Genomic DNA, 24,095 nt, shown 5'->3' on the forward strand with positions numbered 1-24,095 from the left:
GAACCGGCCGGAGGTGTCCCAGGTCCCGGCCTCCTGCTCGGCGCCCATCCAGTCCAGCACCGCACCGGTCAGGGCCTCGGTGACCCTGTGAGCGCGGGCCGCAGCCCCACCCAGGAACCGGGACCCGTACCGATCGGACTCCTCGACCGGATCGACAAGATTGATCGTCGCGGTCAACGCCTCCAACGCGACAAGCTGGTCCTCCAGGGAACCGGTCAGCAGCTCACTCAGGGGCAGATGCGCACGGGACGCGAGCGCCACACCCACACCCGACACACCACCGGCCCCGGTGCCGGTGCCGGTGGTTGTGGTGTCGTCCATGGATGCTCACCTCCCCGCGAGTGCCGATCAAGCTCGGACGGATGTTCGATCTGGTCCCACCCTAGAACACCCCACCGACAACGCCAGATCCCGGATTTCCCTTGTGGATACAGGGCAATCGGGCCCTCAAACCACCCCACCCGGGCGCCAGAAACGCAGCCCCGATGACATCCCGTCCACAGGCTGGGACCGGTTCGCTCCGTTCAAGTCGCATGCTTGTGGTACCCGAACCGCCCCGGGGTGATCGCCCCGGTCGCGGCCTTCCTGGGCGCCGAGGACTGTCCCTGGCCGGCCAGGTGACGAGCTGCGCGGCGGGACCGCGGTGCTCCCGTGCGGCTGGGCAACGCGTCCGGCGGTCCGCGCGGGGCCCTCGGGGCCGAGCCTCTGCGCGGGCGAGCGACCGTGGACCGTCGAGCGCCTCGGCCACGAGTCGCCGGGCTGCCGGTCCTCGATCCCTTCGAGCGGCTCGCCGACGCCCTTAGCGGCGCACTCGGGCCGATCGACACCGAGCAGGGTCGCGCGTCGCCGCGCAGGGGACTGATCGCGCGGGAAGGAACACTGTGCCCGGCCTCTCAGCGGCGCCTGACCGGGCGCTGCAAGCCCAGCGCGGCCCGGTCAGTTCCGCATGAAGCGGCCTGGTCAGTTCCGCATGAATCGGAGACGCCAGGCCTGGGGGCCCTGCTCGACGTAGGTCACCGCGAACGCGCCCGGCTGCCGCTGCTCCAGCTGGGCCAGCAGCGGCAGCGGGTCGTGGGGCGCGACGAGGATCATCGAACCGCCCGGGCGCACCGCGTCCAGGGCGCCGAAGATCGTCGCGTGCCGGATCGCATGGGGCACCGCTCGAGCGTCCAACTCCGGCTCGGGGGCCTCGGTGCCGCCGCAGGCGCAGGCGTGGCGGGCCCCGTGCTCGACGGCGGGGGTCGGGTCGGGTGTGTCGGTTCCGAGGGCGGGGCCCGGGTCGGGTGTGTCGGTTGCGAGGGCGGGGCCCGGGTCGGGTGTGTCGGTTGCGAGGGCGGGGCCCGGGTCGGCCGCGCCGGTTCCGACGGCGGAGCCCAGGTCGGGAGCGTGCGTTACGTGGGTCGTGGGCGTGGTGAGGGCATGGGCGACCTCCGCCAGGGAGACCCCCGGCAGCGCGGCGAGCGCGGGCAGCAGGTGGTCGTCGACATCGGCGAGATGGGCGGTGGTCAGCGCCGTCAGCGCGCCGGCCGCGGCGACGCCGGCGATCGGGTCCGGGGCGTGCGCGAGGGACTGGGCCGCGCCGACGATGCCACCCTGCTGCGCCGTCAGGGTCTGCGCGAGCAGCCGGGTCCGGTCGTGCTCGCCGGCCCGGGCGAGGGCGCCCGCGGCCAGACGGGTCAGGTGTGGTAGCACGACCGTCGCCGTGAACTCCTGCACCTCACGCCGCGCCGACTGGGCCGCGGCGGGGTCGCCACCGGCCGCCGCGAACAGGGCATCCGTGCGCGCCCGCAGCGCGGACCCGAGTTCGGCGTGCCGGGCACGGATCTCCTCGACGGCGTTGGCGTCCGCCTGGGTGGTGGCGACTACGAGCGTGGTCATGGCTTCCTCCGGACGTGGTGTGCGATCGCTCGAAACTTTATTACACTGTATTCCGTGATAATTAATCGAGGTCGGCCGACGGACCTGGGACCCCGGCCGATGCCGCGGCCGACGCCCGTGCGCGCACCGATGAGTACGGCCCGCGGCGCGGTCCTGGACCTCCTGGCGCAGCAGTCCGCCCCGTGTACCGTCGGCTCGCTCGCGCAGGCACTGCACCAGCACCCCAACACCGTGCGCGAGCACCTCGACGCGCTCATCGACGCCGGGCTGGTCACGCGCACCCGGGCCCCCGCCGAGGGTCGGGGTCGGCCCGCCTGGCTGTACGAGGCCTCCGAGCCGGAGCCGCCGATGGCGACCCAGGAGTACGTCGGCCTGGCCACCGCGCTCGCGGCGCAGATCGCTCGGACCAGCACCGACCCGCACCGGGACGGGGTTACCGCCGGGCGGCACTGGGGTCAGGAACTGGCCCGTCAGGCGGCGGCCCGGCAGGCGGCAGGCGGCAGCCTCCCGCCCGGGACGGCTTACGACGAGGTGATCGACACCCTCGACGGGCTCGGGTTCGACCCGGAGCCGGAGGATGGCTCCGACGTGGTCCGGCTGCGCCGCTGCCCGCTCCTCGAGGCCGCCCACCGCCACGAGCGCGTCGTCTGCGGCGTGCATCTGGGCATGGTCCAGGGCCTCTTGGAGGAGTCCGGTGCGACGGCGGCGGGGGTCCGCCTCGAGCCGTTCGCCGAGCGCGGGGCCTGCCTGCTCCACGTGCCCGAGGACCCGCCGGCGACGGCGCGCTGACCGTGGTGCGACGCCTCGTCCTCCTGCTCCCGGCCGGTCTCGCGCTCCTCGCCGGCCTGAACGGCGCGCTGCTGCTCCTCGGGGTGCCCGCACCGGTGACGTCCGGGCGGCTCGGCGACGGTCACGGGATCCTCCTCGCGCTCGGCTTCGTCGGCACCGTGGTCGCGCTGGAGCGAGCCGTGGCGCTGCGCCGCCCGCTCGCCCTCGCGGCGCCGGCGCTGACCGGTCTGGGGGCGCTCGCGCTGATCGTCCCGGCCCCGCCGGCGCTCGGCCGTGCGCTCCTGGTCGCGGGGATGCTCGCGCTCGGCGGGATCTGCGTGCCGCTCTGGCGCCGCCGTCGGGAGGACGCGGTCGCGATCCAGGCGCTCGGCGCGGTGGCCGGCGCCGGCGGCGCGATCCTCTGGGCCGCGGGCGTGGGCATGGGGCAGGTGCTGCCCTGGCTGACGGGGTTCGTGGTCCTGACCATCGCCGGTGAGCGGTTGGAGCTGTCCCGGGTCTCGATCGATGAAGCCGCCGGGACGCGGGCCGGGCTGCTGGCCCTCGCGGTCTTCGCGGTCCTGCCGGCGACCCTGCTCTGGCCCGCGGTCGGCGGTGCCCTGCTCGGGGTCGCGCTCCTCGCCCTGGTCGGATGGTTGGTCGTGCACGACGTGGCCCGGCGGACCATCCGAGCGACCGGACTGGTGCGGTTCATCGCCGCCTGCCTGCTCGCCGGCTACGCCTGGTTGGCGCTCGCCGGCGGGATCTGGCTGGTCGCCCCGACGCCGCTCGCCGACGGGGCCTACGACGCAGTGATCCACGCCGTCTTCCTCGGCTTCACGATGTCGATGATCATGGCGCACGCGCCGGTGATCCTGCCTGCGGTGCTCGGCGTCCGGATGCCGTACCACCCCGTGATGGTGGTGGCGCCGTCCCTGCTGCACGCCTCGCTGCTCGTGCGGATCCTCGGCGATGCCCGTGGGTCCGAGGTGCTGCGCGAGGTCGGCGGGCTCGGCAACATCGCCGCGGTGCTCGTGTTCGTGCTGGTCACGGTGGGCATCGTGGTCAGGACCGGAAGCGGACGCGCGGGCCGGACGGATCGTGCCGGCCCCGACCCGAGCGCCGATCAGCCCGCCCCCGCCCTGGAAGGAACCCCCTGACATGCCCGAACCGGGCTCACCCACGACGGTCGGCCCCGCAGCGTCGGACGGTGGCCGCGGCGCCCGTCCGCCGTTGCCGCCGATGCCGGACCGCTCCCGTCATCATCTGCGCGCGAACGCGCCGGTCGCGTTCTGGATGCTCGCCGTGGTGGTCGTCGCGGTCGCGCACCGGTGGGTCCCCGAGCAGCGTTGGCTGCTCGTGCACCTGCTGCTGCTCGGCGCGGTGATGAACGCGATCCTCGTCTGGAGTTCCCACTTCACCGACGCGTTGCTGCGACGCCGGCCGACCTCACGCCGCGGTCAGGCCATCCGCGCGGTCGCGCTGAACGCCGGTGTGCTGGCGACCGTGGCCGGGGTGGTCGGCGCGATCTGGCCGCTCGTGCTCGCCGGCGCGATCGTGATCGGCGCTGCCGTGGCCGCCCACGGGACCGCGCTCGCGTGGCGGGCCCGGCGGGCCCGGCGGGCACTGTCGTCGCGGTTCGCCTCGACGGTCCACTACTACGTGGTCGCGGCCTGGCTGCTGCCGGTCGGCGCCGGCCTTGGTGCGGTGATGGCCCTCGGCCTGACCGCGCCGTGGCAGGCGCGGCTGCAGGTGGCGCACGTCGCCGTGAACCTCCTCGGCTTCGTCGGACTCACGGTGCTCGGGACGCTCGTGACGCTCTGGCCGACCATGCTGCGCACCCGCATCGATCCCGACGGCGAGGCCGCCTCTCGACGGGCGCTGTGGCTCCTGGCCGGTTCCGTCGCGATGGTCGGGGCCGGTGCGGTGGGAGGTCTACGGGTCGCCGTGCTGGGCGGGCTGGTCGGCTATCTCGCTGGGATCGTCTGGATCGGGACACCGATGGTGCGGGTCGTGCGGGCGAAGCCGCCGACGGCGATGCCCACCATGTCCGTGCTCGCCGGGATGTGCTGGCTGCTCGTCGGACTGGTGCAGTTGGTCGTCCTGGTGGCTCGGACCCCGGGTTGGCCCGAACTGTCCGACGCCGTCGGGGCGGTGACGGTCCCGTTCGCGGCCGGGTTCGCCGCCCAGGTCCTCATCGGCGCGATGACCTATCTGGTGCCGGTGGTCCTCGGTGGCGGCCCGGCCGTGGTCCGCGTGACGGTGACCACGATCGAGCGGGGTGCCGGGTGGCGGGTGGCACTGGTCAATGCGGGCTTGGTGCTCGGCGTGGCACCGGTGCCCTCGCTGGTGTTGGTGGCGGCGTCGTTCGCGGTGCTGATCGGCCTCGGATCGTTCCTGCCGCTCCTGGTCGCAGCGGTCGTGACGAACCGCCGAGCGCGCTCGGCCGGGTCCGCCGCGCCGGCGGCCGCGCTCGCGGGCGCGCCCGGGAACGGTCCTCGCGTGCCCGAGCCGCGCCGGTACCGCGGCCAGGCTGTGGCCGCCGTGGCGGTGGTGGCCCTCGCCGTCGCCGTCGCGGTCGCCGCGGACCCGGCGGCCGTCGGTGCCGGGACCAGCGCCGGGGCCGGCGCGAACGCCAGTGGGCGGATCACCACCGTGGTGGTCGAGGCCGCGGACATGCGCTTCTCGCCCGACGTCATCGAGGTGCCCGCCGGCGACGAGCTCATCATCGAGGTCCGCAACACCGACGCCACCCAGGTGCACGACCTGGTCCTGGACAACGGGATGAGCTCGGGGCGCCTGGCGCCCGGGGAGTCCGCCACGATCGACGTCGGCGTGGTGGGCCGGCCCCTCGATGCCTGGTGCTCGGTCGTCGGGCACCGACAGATGGGCATGGTGCTGGCCATCCAGGTGATCGGTGGAGCACCACCGGCGGCGGGATCCACCGCCCCGGACGCAGGCGGGACCGGCACCGAGCCGGACGGCGGCGCCGGGCACGAAGGGCACGAAGGGCACGGCGGCGCCGCCGCCCACCCCGACCCGAACGCGACCCCCGCGTCGGGCTGGGAGGCACCGGACGCCGTCGTGCCCCCGATCGGGCCGGGCACCACGCACTCCCACACGTTCACGGTCGGCGAGGCACCGGCCGAGGTCGCGCCCGGTGTGACCCAGAACCTGTGGACGTTCAACGGGACTGCGCCCGGGCCCACGCTGCACGGGCGGATCGGCGACACGTTCGTGATCACGCTCGTCAACGACGGCACGGTCGGGCACTCGATCGACTTCCATGCCGGGGCCCTCGCGCCGGACGAACCGATGCGCACGATCGCGCCCGGTGAGTCCCTCACCTACACGTTCACGGCCACCCGGTCCGGGATCTGGCTGTACCACTGCGCGACGATGCCGATGAGCGCGCACATCGCGAACGGCATGTTCGGGGCCGTGATCATCGACCCGCCGGGCCTGGCGCCGGTGGACCGGGAGTACATCCTGGTCCAGTCGGAGTACTACCTCGGGGAGCAGGGCGGCGAGGTGGACACCGCGAAGGTGGCCGCAGGGCAGGCGGACCTGGTGGTCTTCAACGGGTACGCGAACGCCTACGACCATGCGCCGCTGGCGGCGGTCACCGGCGAGCGGGTCCGGATCTGGGTGCTCGCGGCCGGGCCGAACCGGGGCACGTCGTTCCACGTCGTCGGCGGCCAGTTCGACACCGTGTTCGCCGAGGGGGCCTACCTGCTCACCCCGGACGAGCCCACCGGCGGCGGCGCCCAGACGCTCGCGCTCGGCGCCGCCCAGGGCGGGTTCGTGGAGCTCGTGATGCCACAGGCCGGGCACTACCCGATGGTCAACCACGTGATGAGCGATGCCGAGCGGGGTGCGCACGGCATCCTCGAGGTGAGGGACCCGTGACCGGATCGGCGGCGCCGACGACGGCCGCGAGGGTGCCAGACTGGTCCCGTGACCGACACCGCGACCACCCCCGCAGCGCTGCCCGGCTGGCGGCACACCTACTCCGGCAAGGTCCGTGACCTGTACGTGCCCGACGGCGGTGCCACCGACGTCGACGTCGTACTGGTGGTGGCCAGCGACCGGATCAGTGCCTACGACCACGTGCTGCCGACCACGATCGACGACAAGGGCGCGGTGCTCACCGCGCTGAGCCTGTGGTGGTTCGAGGAGCTCGGCCCGATCGTGGCCAACCACGTGGTCTCCCTCGACGTGCCCGACCAGGTCGCGGGCCGGGCCATGGTCTGCCGGAGGCTGCAGATGTACCCGGTGGAGTGCGTGGCCCGCGGCTACCTCACCGGCTCCGGGCTGCTCGAGTACCGGGAGACCGGCGAGGTGTGCGGGGTGCCGCTGCCGGCAGGGCTCGTGGACGGCTCCCGGCTGCCCGAACCGATCTTCACGCCGGCCACCAAGGCCGCCGTCGGGGAGCACGACGAGAACGTCTCGTTCGAGGTGATCGCGGCCCAGGTGGGCGAGGACGTCGCCACCCGGCTGCGGGACACCACCCTCGCCGTCTACGCCCACGCCGAACGGGTCGCGGCCGATCGCGGCGTGATCCTGGCGGACACCAAGCTGGAGTTCGGCACCGACCCGGTCACCGGGGACCTGGTCCTCGGTGACGAGGTGCTCACCCCGGACTCCTCGCGGTACTGGCCGGCCGACCAGTGGCAGCCGGGTCGGGCCCAGCCCAGCTTCGACAAGCAGTTCGTGCGGGACTGGCTGTCCGCGCCGGAGTCCGGCTGGGACCGCGCCTCGGACACTCCGCCGCCGCCCCTGCCCGCGGACCTCGTGGCCCGCACCCGGGCCCGGTACGTCGAGGCGTACGAGCGGATCACCGGACTGACGTTCGGCGCCTGAGCGAGCCATGCGCGCCGCGGTGCTGGTCGAGGGGCGCAGCGACAGTGCCGCGCTCGAACGCCTCGCCGCCCGCCGCGGGCGGGATCTGGCCGCCGAGGGTGTGGCCATCGTCGGGATGGGCGGCGCCACGAACATCCGCCGGTACCTCGAGCTCCTCGGTCCCCGCGGGCAGGGCCTCGCCCTCGCCGGGCTGTGCGACGCGGCCGAGGTGGGCTACTTCCGGAGGGGACTGGCCGCCGTCGGGCTCGGCTCGGACCTGAGCCTCGCCCAGATGCGGGCGCGCGGGTTCCACGTCTGCGTGGCCGACCTCGAGGACGAGCTGATCCGCGCGCTCGGCACCGACGCCGTCGAGGCCGTCATCGCCGACCGCGGCGAACTGAACTCGTTCCGGACCATGCAGCGCCAGCCCGCACAGCGTGACCGCCCGCTGGAGGCTCAGCTTCGCCGGTTCCTCGGCACCCGCGGCGGGCGCAAGATCGCCTACGCACCGGCGCTCGTCGACGCACTGGACCTGGCCCGCGTGCCCGCCCCGCTCGACGGGGTGCTCGCCGCGGTCTGAGGGCGACGGCGGCCGGTAGGATCGGGAGGTCCACCCACCTTCTCAAGTCCAGGGAGTCCCGCTCAGATGGCACGTGTCGTCGTGGAGATCATGCCGAAGCCGGAGATCCTGGACCCCCAGGGCAAGGCGGTCGCCGGCGCCCTGCCGCGGCTCGGGTTCACCGGCTTCGCGTCCGTGCGCCAGGGCAAGCGGTTCGAGCTCGAGGTGGAGGGTGAGGCGACCGAGGAGGTTCTCGCCGCGGCCCGCAAGGCCGCCGCCGAGGTGCTCTCCAACCCGGTCATCGAGGACGTCGTCTCGGTGCACGTCGCACCGGTCGCACAGGAGGACTGATGGCCCGCATCGGTGTGATCACGTTCCCCGGCAGCCTCGACGACGGAGACGCGGCCCGGGCGGTGCGCCTGGTCGGAGCCGAGCCCGTGCGGCTGTGGCACGCGGACGACTCCCTCGCCGAGGTTGACGCCGTCATCCTGCCCGGCGGCTTCTCCTACGGCGACTACCTGCGGGCCGGCGCGATCTCCCGGTTCGCGCCCGTCATGGGGGCCCTCGTGGACGCCGCGAACGGCGGGCTGCCGGTCCTCGGGATCTGCAACGGGTTCCAGATCCTGTGCGAGTCCCACCTGCTCGCCGGCGCCATGATCAAGAACGAGCGGCTCACGTTCGTGTGCAAGGACCAGACCCTGCGGGTGGACAACAACTCGACGGCCTGGACGAACGAGTTCGCAGCCGGCGAGGAGATCGTCGTCCCGCTGAAGAACCAGGACGGGCAGTTCATCGCCGACGACGCCACCCTCGACGAGCTCGAGGGGGAGGGCCGGGTCGTGTTCCGGTACGTCGGCAACCCGAACGGCTCACGCCGGGACATCGCCGGCATCACGAACGCCCGCGGGAACGTGGTGGGCCTGATGCCGCACCCCGAGCACGCCGTCGAGGCCGGGTTCGGGCCCGAGGGTGCCGGGACCGACGGCCTGCGGTTCTTCAGTTCCGCGCTCGGCTCGCTGCTCGCGAGCAACTGACCCCCCGATGACCGCTCCCGAAATCCCGGCCGTGCAGATGTGGACCGACGGGGCCTGCAAGGGCAATCCTGGCGTGGGCGGATGGGGTGCCTGGATGCGCTTCGGCGAGCATGAACGCGAACTGTTCGGTGGTGAGGAACTCACCACGAACAACAAGATGGAACTCACCGCCGTCATCGAGGGGCTGCGGGCCCTGAACCAGCCGTGCGAGGTGACCCTGCACGTGGACTCCTCCTACGTGATGAACGGGATGAAGTCCTGGTTGGCAGGCTGGAAGAGGAACGGCTGGCGCACCGCGGACAAGAAGCCCGTCAAGAACGTGGAACTGTGGAAGTCCCTCGACGAGCAGGTGGCCCGGCACACGGTGCACTGGGTGTGGGTCAAGGGCCACTCCGGCGATCCGGGCAACGAGCGGGCCGACGCCCTCGCCAACCGTGGGGTGGACGCGGTGCGCGCCGCGGGCTGACTGCCCCGCACCAACGTCCCTCCAGCGTGCGAGACTGAGCGGCGCGGGCCGTCCCGCCTGGTCACCCGGTCACAGCACAGGAGCAGCATGTCCCACCAGTCCGGAACGGACGTACTCGAGGTCAGCTCTCGGCCCTCCCTGCAGACCACGGCGCTCGTGCTCGGGGGGCTGACGATCGCTGCTGTCGGCCTGCACTTCGCGTCCAGCATCATCGCGCCCACGTTCTTCGCGCTCACGCTCATCGTGTCCGCCCGGCCCATGCAGATGTGGCTGACCAGGCACCGGGTCCACCCGATGGTGGCAGCGATCCTGGTGTTGCTGTTCCTGTACGTGATCCTGGTCGCGTTGGTGATCATGCTGGCCATGTCGGTCGCCCGCCTCGTCACCGAACTGCCGGCCTACTCCTATCGGTTCCAGGCGATCTACGCCGACCTCATCGAGTGGCTGAGCCAGTTCGGGGTCGACGAGCAGACGCTCGAGGGGGTGCTCGGCGACTTCGACCTGAACCGGATCGTCGGGCTACTCGGCACCGTGCTCGAGGGGATGTCCTCCGCGGGCGGCCAGGCCGCCCTGCTGCTGGTCGTGATGTTCTTCCTGGCCATCGACTCGACCAACGTCGGGCGCAGGTTCGAACTGTCCGCGTCCAGGCGGCCCAACCTCACTGCCGCCCTGACCGACTTCGTCACCGGCGTCCGCAAGTACTGGATCGTGGCCACGGTGTTCGGCCTCATCGTGGCCGTGCTGGACGTGATCGCGCTGTCGATCATCGGCGTACCGATGGTCCTGGTGTGGGGCGTGCTCGCGTTCGTGACCAACTACATACCGAACGTGGGGTTCGTCCTCGGCCTGATCCCGCCGGCACTGATCGCCCTGGTCGACGGCGGGGTGAGTCAGATGATCTGGGTGATCGTCACCTACTCGGTGCTCAACTTCACCGTGCAGACGATCATTCAGCCGAAGGTCACCGGCGACGCGGTCGGCCTGAGTCCGGTGGTCAGCTTCCTCAGCCTGACGTTCTGGACCCTGGTGGTCGGCCCGCTCGGCGCCATCCTCGCGGTCCCACTGACCCTGTTCGCCAAGGCGATCCTCGTGGACGCCCACCCCGAGTCCCGCTGGATCAGCGCGTATCTGGTCACCGACGCCGAGGCGCGAAAACAGCTCGCCCGGTTCCGGGTGTCCAGCACCGACGACGTTCCGGCGGCCGACGAGGAGGCCGCGGCGGGGCCGGATCGGGCCGAGAGTGATCCCGTGCCGGTAGCCGCTGGGCCCGCGACCCCGCAGGGCGCGGCCGGGGCGGATGACGCAGCAGGGGCCGGCGAGTCCGGCGAGTCCGACGAGCCCGGAGACGGGGCGCGCCCGACGGCGTGAGCCAGGGTTCGTCGGGTCCGGCCGACGTCAGGCGGTCCGACGTGCCCGTAACACCACGTCGTCCACATGGCCGGCGCCGGCCCCGCTCGTCGGCACCAGGCGGGGGCGGATCTCCAGGGTCTCCACCTGCCAGCCGTCCCCGAGCGTCGCCGCGACCTCCTCCGGGCGGAGGAACTCGCTCGGGTCCGGTCCGCGCCATCCGGCGGGGAGGTCGCCCTCCGGACCGGCCTCCGGGTGTTGGCGGTGCTGGTGGTCGTGGCCGTGACCCTGGCCGTGGCCCGCGGCCGCCCGGTCCGCCGGTGCCGTCAGGTCGTGCGCGACCATGAGGAACAACCCACCTGGGGCGACGGCGTCGGTCAAGCCGCGTACCGCCGTCGGGCCCTGGCTGCGCAGCATCGGGAAGTACATGAGCGAGACCAGGTCGTACCCACCCGGCTCGGGCGGCGCGACGGTCAGGTCGCCGTGGACCCACTCGATCCGGTCGCCGTGCTCGGTGGTCACCGCAGCAGCGGCACGCTCGAGCGCGACGGGGGAGATGTCCGTCGCCGTCACCCGCCACCCGCGGGCGGCGAGCCAGAGCGCATCGCCGCCCTCACCCGAGCCCACATCCAGGGCGCGACCCGGCTCGAGGTCGGAGACCTCGATCGCCAGGGCGCCGTTGACCGCGCCGCTCCAGATCCGCTCGGCGTAGATCCCGTCCCACATCGCCTGGTCCATCCGGGCTCCTTTCGTCGTCCCCAGACTGCGCCGGAGCCGACCGATCGACAAACTTTCGTTGCCGGAACGGCAAGGGCCGACGGCGCAGCATCAGTGTCGCTCTGAGGGCTATCGGGTCGAGGACCATCGCCTCCGGCCGACCGCCAGCAGCGCCGCACCGGCGAGTGCCAGCACGAGCGCCACAGTGAGCGCTGCGGCGTGCACCGAGGAGCCGGTCGTTGCGAGTACGGGCGTCCCGTCGTCCGTCCCTGCGTCCCTGTCGCCCGTGTCGGCGCCGGTGCCACTGTCGGTGTCGTCGCCGGTGCTGCCACCCGTGCCGTCACCACCACCGGTGACGGTCAGTTCAGCCCACCCGATCAACGCGCCGTCGGACGTGAACACTGCCAACCGGTGCTCCCCGGCCGTGGCGTCACTCGGGACCTGCACGGTGACGGATCCGGCCGCGGTGGCCCGCAGCCAGTCCCCACCGAGCAACGTCGGGCCGGAGAACAGCCACGCGGCGACCCACGCCTCGGCGTGTGCGTCGCCAAGACCGAGCCGAAGGAAGTCGCCGGGAGCCACGGAGGTGGCGTCGAGCGCGATGCCCCCTGCCGGCGTCTCGCCGAGATCGGCGGGGCTCCGGTCGCTCGGTGCCTCGGACGGCTTGCCCGACGGCGGCGGCTCCTCGCCTGACTCCTCGACCTGGAGCGTGACGGGCGCCGACGGGCCGTAGGCCGGGGTCCCGTCGGGCTTGACCAGGGCGACGCTGAGCTCGGCGCCACCATGGGCGAGGGTCGCGGTGAACTCGTACGTCGCCGACGTTGCACCGTTGATCGGCGCAGGCGCCGTCGCTCCCGGCTCCTTCACGAACCACTGGAAGGCGTCGAGCACCGTGCCGTTCGCGACGGCAGCGGTCAGGCTGACCGCATCCCCCTCTGAGACGGTCGCGCTCCCATCGGCTACCACGTCCCCGGTCACGGTGACCACCTGGATCGGCGCCGCACCGTGATCGTCGACCTCGATGGCGACCGGCTCGGCGACGAGCGTCTCAGTGCCACCGCTGAACGTCAGTGTCGCCCGGATCTGCACCCCGTCGAGCGCCTGTTCGGCCACGAGGACGTGGCTCAGACCTGACGCGTCGGGCAGTGCGCTCCACGCCTGCGAGCCCGGCCACAACCACTCCCAAGCGATGGTGTCGCCCCGGGCCAGGGCGGGGTCGGCCACCAGGGTCAGGTTGACGTCGCCGCCCTGGTGATAGTGACCGGCGAGACCCTCGAGGTAGAACAGCTGCGTGTCGGGGTCGATGTCCGAGACCGCCAGCGTCGCGTAGTGCCACCCGACGATCGAGTCGTAGGAGCTGCCGGCAGCAGGGCTGACCTCGAACGCCAACTGCCACCCGTCGTGGCTCGCCTCCAACGGCAGCTCCACCCTGAGGTTGTCCGGGCCGGGGCCTTCCTTGAGGGTGACACGATCCAGGGTGGAGGTTTCACTGTTCCACTTGATGAGCTGCCACAGGTAGGACGCACCCTCGAGCGCCGGGTAGACCTCGGCACTCAGGGACATCGTCTGACCGACACGGTAGACCGGCTGGAACCCTTGGACGTTGACCTCGCGGGCCAGGATGCTCTTGGTGACGGACTCGCTCTGCGCCACGACGACGCCGTCGCGCAGGGTCTGCACGACCCACGACGGGCCGTTGAGAGCGTTCGTCGGATGCACGTGGAGCGTGGTCGCGTCGATCTGCGTGCTGATGTCGGCCGCCGAGTTCCAGGGCCCTGTCTCGAAGCGGTAGGCCAACCGCACCGTCTCGCCGGCAGTCGCTGGGCGATCGAGCGTGAAGGCGATCGGGTCCCCGAGGTAGGAGTCCCCTTCGAGGAACGAGCCACCGATCGGGTCGTCGTCGGAACCGACGACCAGCGGGACCCAGGCGGACCGGGTCACCACCGCCGAGTTCTCGCGGATCACCACGCTGACTTCGTAGTCGTCGTAGGAAGCATCGAGCGCAACCCTGAGGCGACCGGCGGCTTCCTGTCCGCCGCCGGTGATGACGTAGGCCGACTCGGCACCGACCGGGCGCCAGTGCCACTGGTAGACCTGACCCTCGCCAAGCGTGTGCCCGACCACGCGAGCCTCGAGGTGATCGCCCACCCGGTAGGTCTCCTGGATCCCGGCGATGCCGAACCCGACTCCCGAGTCGTCCGTGACCGTGACGGTCAAGGGTTGCGACCTCGAGGTCCCGGCGTTGTTCGCGACCGCGGGAACGAAGACGGCGGTCAGGGAATGTCTGCCCACCGCCGGCGCGCTCGTCGCGAAGACGGCGGAGCCCTCGACGACACTTTCGTGGCCGAGCACTGTGGTGCCGCTATGGAACTCGACATGGCCTTCGGTGTCAGCCGGTTCGATGGTGGCCGTGAGGGTCAGCGGGTCGCCGGTGGTGAGGTCGATAGTCGAGGCGGTGAGCGTCGTCGTCGTCGCGACGGCGCGGGGGGCGTCGCCGACCACGAAGGTGTACGAGGCCGAGGATGACTGTGCGACGCCGTTGATCGAGGCCGTGGCCTCGACCCCGAGCGTGTAGGTGCCGGCCTGCGTGAATGCCCAGTTCGCGTGCTTGTGGGTCCAACCGATGTCGAAGCTACGGATCGCTGCGTCCTGGGACGACCACAGTCGCTCGATCGTGCCGATGCCGCCGCCGGCGAACACCTCCAACTCGCCGGGGCCCTCGATGGAGGTGAGCGTGAAGGTGGTCACGTCCGCATCGATCGTGCCGCGGTCGATCGACTCGGTGTTGAAGCCCGGCCAGAGCCTGTCGGCGCCCGGGTTGCTCTCCGGAGCCAGCCACACGTCCGTACCCGCGGGCGCGATGAAGCCGTAGTCGCCGGGCAGGACGACCCTGGCATCGTCCTCGAGGTGGAACCAGACCTCGTCCGGGTCCAGGCGGGTGCCGGTCGCGCCGGGCAGATCAGCCTTGGCCGCCAGGGTGAGCCTGCCCTCGTCGAGGAACGTGGCGGCGACGTCGGTGTGGACGCCGGAGACGACCTGGTACTCGCTGGGCTCAGGTGCGGGGCCTTCGGCAGCGGCGGCCGACGGCGCCGGGAGCAGTAGCGCGCTGAAGCCCACGGCGAGGGTAGTGGCCAGGGCAGCCTCCCGCCGACCCGGTGATCGTGCCGTCACGGTGAGTTCTTCCTTTCGGTCGTGCTGCGGAGGTTGGTGGGCGCATCGGTGAACAGCGTCAACGCCGGGGCGAAGCCGCGCCGCTGCCAGAACGGCGCCGAGAGTGCGTTGTCGGCCACGTAGTGGAGCCCGACGGCGTCCGGCGGGTCCGGGAGGTGGCGCGCCCACTCCAGGGCGTGAGCCATCAGCGCCGTTCCGGCGCCGGTCCCGCGGGCGGACGCGGTCACCGAGGTGAGTCCGAGGTAGGCATACCGGGCCGGGAGTAGGGCGGCGGAGGAGGATCCGGCGGGTGCCGTGAGCACCTGCGCGGTGGTGACGCCGACCGGGTGGTCCCATTCGTCGACGGCGACGAACGCGCGCTCACGGTCCTCTCCCGCGCCGTGGTCGAGCCAGTTCCCGGCGATCCGCTCGACCGTGCGCCGGTCCTGGTCGGGGGCTACCCCGGACCCGGTGTTCGCCGCGTGGAAGGCATGCTCCTCCAGGCACAGCGGGACTACCGCGCCGAGGTCGGACGCCGTCGCTGCCCGCACGCGCGGGCCGGTGGCAGGTGCGTGGATCGGTGCGTCCAGCGGTCGCAGTGCGAACACGGTGTCCGGGCGGAAACCGAGCGAGCGCCACAGTCCGGCCGACCACCAGTCGCCGTCCAGGACCTGGATGTTCAGGCGACCGATCGAGGCCGCGTCCAGGTGTTCCCGGGCGGCGGCGAGTAGCGGCGGGAGAGACTCGACGGCGGACCTCGGGTCGTGCGCGCACCACGTCGACAGCGGCACGTGTGCGTGCCGTGGCGCCATGTAGGTGTAGGCCTCGTCCCGTGGGGACAGTCGTGCGATGGCCCCGGCGAGCAGGGCCGTCACGGTCCCGCCGTCGTCGAGCGCGATGTAGGCGAACCGGTCGCCGTCGGTCAGATGAGGATCGAGCGCGGCGCGAGCGATGCCGGCGGGATCGCGTGGCGGGGAGGAGCCGGGGCCGGCGAGTGAGGCCCGGAGTCTCAGCGCGGTGGCGGCAAGGTCGATGGTGGCCTCGAGATGGCCGGGGCTCAGCGGAAGGTAACGCACGCGCTCACCGTAATGAGAACCAGTCGCAAATAGCAACCAGGAGGGCGCCGCGTTCAGGACCAGGAGGGCGCTGAACTGCTCTCGCAGCGATCTTCACGTGTTGTTGCGAACGACTCTCATTATAATGTACGGTCGATCCGTCCCTGACGCCCCTCTCTGCGGGTGTCTGCCTCGCCGCGCGTCAGCGCCAGATCTGAAACCCAGGTGCACGTCCCATGCCTCCCTCAGCTCCGCGTGTCGGTTCGCGTTCACGCTGCTCGCTCCTCGCGGTCACCGCGGGGCTCGTCGCGCTCGTCGGCTCAGTACTCGCTCCGCTCGCTCCGAGTGCAGCGTCCGAACGGCCGCTCGTCCTTGACCACGGGCACATCGACGCCTTCAACGTGATGCTCGACGACTCCGGTTCGCCGGTACTGACGCTCAAGGAGGACGTCACGGGGTCGCATGTCTCGCATGCTCCCGAGGACGTATCGCTGCGGGTGAAGGAAGCGGCGCTGACCTCGCTGCCCGACATCCCGAACGTTCCGGCGCAGGTGCGTGGAACCGACGTCTACTACCTGCCGCTCTCACAGGACGCCAACCTCGTCTGGCCGGGCTGGGACAGCCAGAGTCTGGCCGGGACCGGCTATGACCAGGTGGACATCGAGATCCAGGATGTGACCGGTCCGGGCGAGGTCTATGTGTGGTCCTCGGGCGCGTTCGGTGGTCTGACCTCGCTGCTGACCGACGGCGGCTACGCGCTGCCCAACACCATTCACCAGTCCTACCTGGCGCACGTGCACGCCAACTGGGCGTTCACACAGGCCGGCGAGTACCACTTCACGGTCCAGGCGTTCGCGATCAACTCGACAACCGGCGAGCGGATACCCACGAACACAGGGGAGTACCACTGGATCGTCGGCGACGTGCCCGAACCGGCGCCAACCATGCTGACTATCGAAGGCCTGGCGAACCCGTACGAGCCAGGAGCCGCGGTGAGCCTGCGGGCCGTCCCGGACGTCGAGGCAGAGGGTGCCGCCCACGGCTGGGAAACGCTGGGCGCTGACGGGACCTGGCTGCAGATCGAAGGTCAGGACACCGCGACCCTCGCGGGCATCGCAGCATCCGACGGCCAGCAGGTGCGTGCGTGGCTTCGCCTGGGTGAGGCCACGTTGACCTCTGAGCCTGTCACCATCGAGGTCAACGCCGCGCCGCAACTTCCGCGGGCCTTGATCATCGACGGGCTCGAAGCATCCTACGTGCAGGGTGCCGACGTCCGGCTCGAGGCCAAGCCAGACATCCTGGTCGAGGGCGCCACGTATCGCTGGGAGACCTCGGTAGACGGCGAGACATGGACGACCAGCCCTGCGACCACGGGCTCGGTCCACACCGGGATCGCGCAGTCCGACGGGCAGCGTCTGCGCGTGACGATCATCATCGGCGGCGCCGATGTCGTGACGTCGGCACCGGTGGTCCTGGTCGTCGAAGCGGCCGCGCCCGTCCTGCCTACGAGCGTCTCCCTCGAAGGGCTGGCGAACCCGTACGCACCGGGTACCTCGGTCACCCTCACCGCCGTCCCCGATATTCCCGCCGACGGTCTCGTGCACCAATGGTCGACATCGGCCGACGGCGTGACCTGGCACACCATCGAGGCGGACGCGGGGCCTGTGCTGACGATTCCCGCCAGCGACGGCCAGTGGGTCAGGGTGGCCATCCGCTTCGCGGGTGACGAGCTCGCCGTCGCCACGCCGGTCACGGTCCGCACCCTCGAGGAACCGATCACCGCGCCGACACGCTTGACGATCGGCGGTCTGGCGGACTCCTACGTCGCAGGGGCTGCCGTCGCGCTCACGGCGGAGCCGGATGTCGTGGTGCCCGGGGCGTCCTACCGGTGGGAGTCCTCGCTCGACGGGACCGCGTGGCGAGCCGTCACGGGCCAGACCACGAACTCCTACTCGTCCACCGCCGAGGCCGACGGTGAGCGGATCCGGGCGGTCCTGGTGCTGGACGGTGCTGACGTCGTGACGTCCCAGCCCGTCACGATCGTGCTCCGTTCCGACTCGCCCGGCCTCTGCTGGGCGCTCGACCTCGATCACGGCCACGTGGACGCCTTCAACGTCGCACTCATCGGTGGCGACCCGGTGTTGACGCTCAAGGAGGACGTCACCGGTTCGCACGTCCAGCACGCCCCCGAAGAGGTGAACCTCGTAGTCAAGGCAGCAGCGCTGGAGACCCTCCCCGATGTGGCGTCGGTCCCGGAGGGCCTACGTGGCGTCCCGGCGTACTACCTTCCACTGAACCAGGATCCGAACCTGCTCTGGCCGGGCTGGGACAGCCAGGGCCTCGCCGGCAGCGGTTTCGACCAGGTCGACATCAGGATCCTCGAGGTCCACGGACCCGGCGAGGTGTACCTGTGGAGCACCGGCTCCTTCGGAGAACTCGACTCGCTGTTGGTAGGGGACGGCTACACGTTGCCGGGCACCATCCATCAGTCCTACCTCGCGCACGTTCACGCCAACTGGGCGTTCACGCAACCTGGTACCTACCACGTCACGGTGGAGGCGACCGCGATCAACTCCACCACCGGGGCTCGCGTCACGACGAACACGGGCGACTACCTGTTCTCGGTTGGCGACTTCGTGGCCGCCCCCGGCGATCATGCCTGCCCCTCCGACGGGCCGGCGGTTCCGACTCTGGCGCCGGCGGCACCGGCCGAGGACGAGCTGACCGACGCCACGCGCGGGGGTGTCACGGTCAGCCCGGCTGAGGTCGACGCAGGTGAGCAGGTCACGGTGGAGGTCGGAGATGCCGTGGCCGGGGACTTTGCGGCCGCGTTCATCTTCTCGGAGCCTCACCTGCTGAATCCCACCGTCGACGGCGGCTGGAACCGGACCAATGCAACGGGGGCTTTCCAGGTGAGTATCCCCCGGGATACCGCGCCGGGTGATCACCGGGTCGCGGTCGTCGATCGCGACAGCGAACTTGTCGGCTGGGCGGATGTGCTGGTCACCGAGGCCGCGGACCCTGACCCGACGCCGCCCCCGGGTACGACGCCACCCCGGGGCGTGACGCCGCCGGGCGGATCCGCTCCGGGGGGCACGAATCCCGGCGGAACCCCGCAGTTGTGCCGGCCGGTAGCCGCCTCGGCGACACCCACGTCAGGAACTGGTGCGAACCCTTCCGTCAACGGTGCCGCGGCGACGCCCACCGGCGAGGTGGTGGTCGGCGCCGAGGGACACTTCGACTTCGGCCCCGCGATCCTCGACGGATGGTTCACCGTCCTGGTGAAAGATGACCGCACCGCGCCGCCGGTGTGGCGCGATCCGGCGACCGTCGTCTTCGACCTCGGCGACGCCGCGCTCCGTTCGGCCGAGGAGATCCCGGACGAGTTGTCCTTCATCGCCCCGGCCGGCCAGGACGTCTACATGATCCAGCAGATCCAGGAGTCCGGGGTGCCGTGGCTGGGCTGGAACACCCAGCACGAAACCGTAGTGAACGGCCCCGGCGCGCGTGGCGTGGAGATGACGCTCGACGATGTGGAGGGCCCCGGTGAACTGGCCGTCTTCCTGAACGGCAACTTCGGCCAATTGGTCGGCCACCGGGTCGTGGACACCGTCGGTGGTCCGACGAGCTACACGATTCCTGGCAATACCCACCAGCACGGCAATTGGGTGTTCACCGAGGCCGGAGTGTATGCGGTCACGATCACGATCAGTGCCGACGGCGAGAGTGCCACCTCGACCCTGCAGTTCTCCGTGGGGCAGAGCGACCCAGCGGCGGCAGCGACCGGAACCACTTCGGCCACGACCGGCACCCAGGCCACGGCAGGCTCCGGAGTCACCGCGGACGGCGAGCCGTGCGTCCTTGCCTCCACCGGAGCGGACACCGAGATGGGGCTTCTGGCGCTGGCCGGTGCACTCGTGATGCTGGCGGGTGGAGTCCTCGTGCGGGCCTCGCGGCGCAGGTCCTATGTCGGACGCTGACCATCGAACGGCGGGGCCATGCCGGCCCCGCCGTGTCGCCGGCGTCGGCACCGTCGCGGCGGTCGCAATGCTGGTGGCTGGCTGCTCGCTCGTACGGGACAGCGCGGCGGAAGCGGACCGTCCGTCGATCGTGACGACGACGGGCATCATTGCGGATCTCGCCCGCAATGTGGTCGGGGACCGCATGGATGTGCACTCGCTGGTCCCGGAGGGTGGGGACCCGCACTCCTACGAGCCGTCGTTGCGGGACGTGCGAGCCGTCGCGTATGCGGATGCGGCGTTCTCCAACTACGTGCTGCTCGAGGCGCACTCCATCATCCGCACGCTCGACGCCAACCTCGCCGAGGGTGTTCCCAATGTGGCGCTCGCGGAGGCAGGCGTCCGGTACGCCGCCGAGATCATCCCGCTGGTCGAGAACATCTCGCTCGACACGGTCTGGCTCGGCATGCGGGTACGCGGCACCGGTGCGCACAACGGCGCTGACCGTGCGTCATCGGTGGAGCTGACGGCCACCGAAGTGCGTGGTCCCGGTGAGATGTTCGCCTACCTGACCGAGACGTTCGGGGACCCGGACTTCTCGGTGAACTCCAGCGACGGCCTCAGCGATGCCGACGTGACCGTCCTGCCACCGGACGCGCACACCCATATGAGCTGGGCGTTCACAGAGGTTGGCGTGTATGAGGTGACCTTCGCCGCGCACCTGGACGTCACCGAGGACGAGCGGGTCGAACTCGGCGCTCCGACGACGGTGACCTTCGCCGTCGGGGTCGATCCCCACTCGGTGCCCGGGATGGAGGGCGCGACGGTGCTCGACTCCGGCCACGCGGACGTCACGGTCGACCTGGATGCACCCGGTGGCGACATCTACCTGTACGTGGACCCGCATGGGGGTGGCGACCAGACGCAGGAGGTCCATTCGGCGCGGGAGGTTGTGGTGTCGGTGCCGACCCGGGCACTCCACGAGATTCCGGGGGACCCGCGGTTCCGCTTCCTCGGCCGGGCCGGCGAGCTGGTCTACCAACTGCCGCAGGCGGTCCTCGGCGCCCACGTGCACGGGGAGATCGACCCGCACCTGTGGCAGAACGTGCGCAACGCGCAGGCTTACGTGGAGATCATCCGGGACACCGTCATCGAGGTGGATCCGGCCGGTGCCGCGCAGTACCGGGCGAACACGGCCGCGTACCTTCGTGAACTCGAAGTGCTGGACACCTATGTCGAGCAGACGATCGAATCGATTCCCCTCTCTCGCCGGCACCTGGTCACGACCCACGACGCGTTCGGCTACCTCGGCGCGGCCTACGGCGTCGACATCGCCGGCTTCGTGACGCCGAACCCGGCGACCGAGCCGAGCATCGCCGAACGCAGGCGACTCGTCGAGACCATTCGAAACCTGAGGGTGCCAGCGGTGTTCCTGGAACCGAACCTGATCTCGCGTTCGAGCACGTTGCGGGAGGTTGCCCGGGAACTCGACATCGAGGTCTGCCGGATCTACGGCGACGCCTTCGACACCGACGTGACCACCTACATCGAGATGATGCGCTTCAACGCTGACTCTCTCCGCGACTGCCTGACCTGAGGAGTTCCGTGATTCCCCCGAACGTCCGCCGCAGGCGGCTTGCCCTTGCCCTGACCGCCGTGGCACTGATAGGAACCACCGCCGTTCCCAGCGCGGTGGCCGACACCGCGGATGACCTCGACCAGACCGTGGATCCCGATGAAGCTCTCGGACAGGGGCAGGTCGTGGTCGATTCCGGCCATCTCGACATCGGGCCACGGCTGCCGGGCGGCACATGGCAGCTGCAGATCCGCGACGACTCCCAGGCACCCCCGGTGTGGCGGTATCCACAGGACGTGGTGTTCCACCTGCTCGACGACTCGATCCTGCCGGCTCCCGCGGAGGAGGAGTTCGACTTCATCGACGCGGAGCCGGGGTCCGAGGTCTACGTCATCCCACAGACCCAACTGACCGAGGTCGTGTGGGTCGGCTGGAACAGCCAGGACCCCGAGGTGGTCTCACAACTGGCCGGTGGGATGACCCTGCGGTTCCACGGCGCGCAGGGACCGGGCCAGTTCACGCTGTTCCTGCAGAGCGGGAACTTCGACCCCCCTCAGCTGCTGTGGACGTCCGACGATCCGGAACCCCAGGACATCTGGGCCGACGCCAACACCCACGTGCACGGCAACTGGGTCTTCACCGAGCCCGGCGCCTATCTCATGGACGTCGAGGTGCTCGCGGAACTGACCGACGGCACCTCGGTCAGTGACCGTAGCCTGCTCCGATTCGCCGTCGGTACCGCCGCTGATCCCGAGGCACTCTTCGGATCGGAGTGGGACGCGGCGGGAGCCGTGGCCGACCCCGACGGTTCGGTGGGCCTCGACAGTTCGGATGACTCGGACCCGAGCGACTCTGGATCTTCAGGCACGAATGCCGCCGGCGACACGGGCGGACCACCGATCGCCGTCGTTGCCGGGGGCGGGGCACTGATGGTCGTGGCCGCCGCAGCCATCGTCGGGGGACTGCGCTCGCGGCGAGCGCGGCGCCAGGCCGAGTCGGAGTCGGAGTGAGCACGCGGCCCAGGCCCGGCGCGACGCCCGCACTGCGGGTGCAGGACCTGGCGGTGGATCTTGGCGGCCGACCGGTCCTGCACAACGTCAGCCTCGACGTGGACGCCGGCGAGCTCGTCGGGCTGGTCGGTCCGAACGGGGCGGGCAAGACCACGCTGCTGCGCGCCGTGCTGGCGCTCGTGCGCACCCGAGCCGGCGCCGTTCGCATCGACGGCGACACCTCCCGCCGTGCACGGACCCAGGTCGGCTACGTGCCACAGCGGCACGAGTTCTCCTGGGACTTCCCGATCAGCGTCGAGGGTGTGGTGCTGACCGGACGAGTCGGCTCGATCGGGTGGCTGCGTCGGCCTGGCGTGGATGACTATCGGGCCGTGCGCGAAGCACTCGACAAGGTGCGGATGACCGACCTTCGTCATCGGACCGTCGGGGAACTGTCCGGTGGGCAGCGCCAGCGGGTGCTCGTGGCCAGGGCGCTGGCGCTGCGCCCGAGGCTGTTGTTGCTCGACGAGCCCTTCACCGGCCTGGACATTCCGACGCAGGAACTCCTGACCGATCTGTTCCTCGATCTCAGTTCCGAGGGCCGGGCCCTGCTGATGACCACCCATGACCTCACCGGGGCCCGGCACGCGTGCTCGCGGCTGTGCCTGATCAACCGAACCGTGATCGCGGACGGCCCACCACAGGAGTTGACCGACCCCGACGTATGGATCCGTACCTTCGGCTTCCGTACGGGATCGCCCCTGCTGACCCAGCTGGGGGTGTCGTGATGTTGTCCTTCACCGAGTTCCTCGCGGACCTGTCCAACCCGCTGCTGACGTTCCTGCCCAAGGCGCTCTTGATCGCCGTCATGTCCTCTGTGGTCTGCGGGGTCATCGGGTGCTACGTGGTGTTGCGGGGCATGGCGTTCATCGGCGACGCCGTTGCCCACGCCGTGTTTCCGGGCCTGGCCGTCGCGTTCGTGCTGCAGGGGTCCCTGGTGCTCGGGGGGATGGTCGCGGGTGTGCTGACCGCCGTGCTGGTGGCCGTGTTCTCACAGAACCGTCGGCTCAAGGAGGACAGTGTCATCGGCATCTTCTTTGCCGCCGCGTTCGCCTTGGGCATCGTGATCATCTCCCGGTCGCCGGGATACGCGGGATCGCTGCAGAGCTTCCTGTTCGGGTCGATCACGGGCATCCCCGACGAGGACGTCTACACGGTCGCGGGCGCCGGTGCGGTCCTGCTTCTGGCCGCGCTCGCGATCCACAAGGAGATCGTGGCGGCGAGTCTTGATCGTGAGATGGCCCGGTCGATGGGCCTACCCGTGTTCGCGATCGACCTGACGTTGTACGTCATGGTGACCATCGCCGTCGTCGTCTCCGTGCAGACCATCGGGAACATCCTCGTGCTCGCGCTGCTCATCACACCGGCGGCTACGGCCCGGCTGCTGACCGATCGCCTCGGCCTCATGATGGTGCTTGCCCCGGTCCTCGGGGCTGCGGCCGCGCTCATCGGCGTCTACCTGTCCTGGTCACTCGACCTGCCGACCGGAGGCACGATCGTGCTGACCTCGACCGTGTTGTTCCTGATCACCTGGGCGATCGCCCCCAAGCACGGGATGCTCGGCAGGATCCTCCCAGCGCACGTCCACCACGCCCGCGCGGACGTTCGTGATCTCGATCCGGTCGGATGACCGGGTGATCATGGACTCCGCCGGTGCCTCGACGGTGATCGGCTCGGCCGGGACGAGGTCGCCGCGGT

Annotated in this window: 19 protein-coding genes; 14 read left to right on the forward strand and 5 right to left on the reverse strand. The window is 71.0% G+C overall.

The features are described from left to right. On the reverse strand, window positions 1-321 hold a 321-nt coding region (locus EXU48_RS21995; protein WP_133109851.1), incomplete at its 3' end, for a hypothetical protein. 639 nt (window positions 322-960) lie between these two features. Beyond that, a complete protein-coding gene (locus EXU48_RS25460) occupies window positions 961-1,878 on the reverse strand; it encodes a DUF2249 domain-containing protein (RefSeq protein ID WP_133109852.1) in 918 nt (305 codons plus the stop codon). Between the two features lie 129 nt (window positions 1,879-2,007). On the opposite strand from EXU48_RS25460, the gene EXU48_RS22005 reads away from it, so the two are divergent. From EXU48_RS22005 to EXU48_RS22045, 9 genes are all read left to right on the forward strand, one after another. Continuing rightward, the gene (locus EXU48_RS22005; protein WP_133109853.1) at window positions 2,008-2,667 is read left to right on the forward strand and encodes a helix-turn-helix transcriptional regulator; all 660 of its coding nucleotides are present in this window, start codon (window positions 2,008-2,010) and stop codon (window positions 2,665-2,667) included. 5 nt (window positions 2,668-2,672) lie between these two features. Continuing rightward, on the forward strand, window positions 2,673-3,803 hold the full coding sequence (locus EXU48_RS22010) for a hypothetical protein (protein ID WP_207947864.1): 1,131 nt from the start codon (window positions 2,673-2,675) through the stop codon (window positions 3,801-3,803). Between the two features lies 1 nt (window position 3,804). Next, window positions 3,805-6,552: a multicopper oxidase domain-containing protein gene (locus EXU48_RS22015; RefSeq protein ID WP_133109854.1), complete on the forward strand. Its 2,748-nt coding sequence runs from the start codon at window positions 3,805-3,807 to the stop codon at window positions 6,550-6,552. Window positions 6,553-6,600: 48 nt separating this feature from the next. Continuing rightward, a complete protein-coding gene (locus EXU48_RS22020) occupies window positions 6,601-7,506 on the forward strand; it encodes a phosphoribosylaminoimidazolesuccinocarboxamide synthase (RefSeq protein ID WP_133109855.1) in 906 nt (301 codons plus the stop codon). 7 nt (window positions 7,507-7,513) lie between these two features. Further along, window positions 7,514-8,065, forward strand: a complete 552-nt coding sequence (locus tag EXU48_RS22025) for a TOPRIM nucleotidyl transferase/hydrolase domain-containing protein (protein ID WP_133109856.1) — start codon at window positions 7,514-7,516, stop codon at window positions 8,063-8,065. Window positions 8,066-8,131: 66 nt separating this feature from the next. Then, window positions 8,132-8,395, forward strand: a complete 264-nt coding sequence (gene purS / locus EXU48_RS22030; protein ID WP_133109857.1) for a phosphoribosylformylglycinamidine synthase subunit PurS — start codon at window positions 8,132-8,134, stop codon at window positions 8,393-8,395. Continuing rightward, window positions 8,395-9,078, forward strand: a complete 684-nt coding sequence (gene purQ / locus EXU48_RS22035; protein WP_133109858.1) for a phosphoribosylformylglycinamidine synthase subunit PurQ — start codon at window positions 8,395-8,397, stop codon at window positions 9,076-9,078. The genes purS and purQ overlap by 1 nt, the downstream gene beginning before the upstream one ends. Window positions 9,079-9,085: 7 nt before the next feature. Then, complete coding sequence (rnhA, locus tag EXU48_RS22040; RefSeq protein WP_133109859.1) at window positions 9,086-9,544, forward strand: ribonuclease HI; 459 nt, start codon at window positions 9,086-9,088, stop codon at window positions 9,542-9,544. A gap of 87 nt (window positions 9,545-9,631) precedes the next feature. After that, on the forward strand, window positions 9,632-10,912 hold the full coding sequence (locus tag EXU48_RS22045; RefSeq protein ID WP_133109860.1) for an AI-2E family transporter: 1,281 nt from the start codon (window positions 9,632-9,634) through the stop codon (window positions 10,910-10,912). A gap of 27 nt (window positions 10,913-10,939) precedes the next feature. On the opposite strand, the gene EXU48_RS22050 is transcribed toward EXU48_RS22045, so the two are convergent. The 3 genes from EXU48_RS22050 to EXU48_RS22060 all read right to left on the reverse strand — a co-directional run bounded on the left by EXU48_RS22050 (window position 10,940) and on the right by EXU48_RS22060 (window position 15,834). After that, on the reverse strand, window positions 10,940-11,629 hold the full coding sequence (locus EXU48_RS22050) for a class I SAM-dependent methyltransferase (protein ID WP_133109861.1): 690 nt from the start codon (window positions 11,627-11,629) through the stop codon (window positions 10,940-10,942). 108 nt (window positions 11,630-11,737) lie between these two features. Continuing rightward, window positions 11,738-14,779: a choice-of-anchor M domain-containing protein gene (locus EXU48_RS22055; protein WP_165962945.1), complete on the reverse strand. Its 3,042-nt coding sequence runs from the start codon at window positions 14,777-14,779 to the stop codon at window positions 11,738-11,740. Continuing rightward, complete coding sequence (locus tag EXU48_RS22060) at window positions 14,776-15,834, reverse strand: GNAT family N-acetyltransferase (RefSeq protein WP_133109863.1); 1,059 nt, start codon at window positions 15,832-15,834, stop codon at window positions 14,776-14,778. The genes EXU48_RS22055 and EXU48_RS22060 overlap by 4 nt, the downstream gene beginning before the upstream one ends. Before the next feature lie 215 nt (window positions 15,835-16,049). Between EXU48_RS22060 and EXU48_RS22065 the strand changes: the two genes are divergently transcribed. The 5 genes from EXU48_RS22065 to EXU48_RS25210 all read left to right on the forward strand — a co-directional run bounded on the left by EXU48_RS22065 (window position 16,050) and on the right by EXU48_RS25210 (window position 24,027). Next, window positions 16,050-19,793, forward strand: coding sequence for a TIGR03773 family transporter-associated surface protein (locus EXU48_RS22065; protein ID WP_133109864.1), 3,744 nt, complete (start codon window positions 16,050-16,052; stop codon window positions 19,791-19,793). Window positions 19,794-19,923: 130 nt separating this feature from the next. Beyond that, complete coding sequence (locus EXU48_RS22070) at window positions 19,924-21,369, forward strand: anchored repeat ABC transporter, substrate-binding protein (RefSeq protein ID WP_235857201.1); 1,446 nt, start codon at window positions 19,924-19,926, stop codon at window positions 21,367-21,369. An 8-nt stretch (window positions 21,370-21,377) separates the two neighbouring features. Then, window positions 21,378-22,358, forward strand: coding sequence for a choice-of-anchor M domain-containing protein (locus EXU48_RS22075; protein ID WP_133109866.1), 981 nt, complete (start codon window positions 21,378-21,380; stop codon window positions 22,356-22,358). Beyond that, complete coding sequence (locus EXU48_RS22080) at window positions 22,355-23,125, forward strand: anchored repeat-type ABC transporter ATP-binding subunit (protein ID WP_133109867.1); 771 nt, start codon at window positions 22,355-22,357, stop codon at window positions 23,123-23,125. Before EXU48_RS22075 ends, EXU48_RS22080 begins: the two co-directional genes overlap by 4 nt. Next, window positions 23,125-24,027, forward strand: coding sequence for an anchored repeat-type ABC transporter permease subunit (locus EXU48_RS25210; RefSeq protein WP_235857202.1), 903 nt, complete (start codon window positions 23,125-23,127; stop codon window positions 24,025-24,027). Before EXU48_RS22080 ends, EXU48_RS25210 begins: the two co-directional genes overlap by 1 nt. The last annotated feature ends 68 nt before the right edge of the window (window positions 24,028-24,095 follow it).

Source organism: Occultella glacieicola (assembly GCF_004353825.1).
Classification (GTDB): Bacteria; Actinomycetota; Actinomycetes; order Actinomycetales; family Beutenbergiaceae; genus Occultella; species Occultella glacieicola.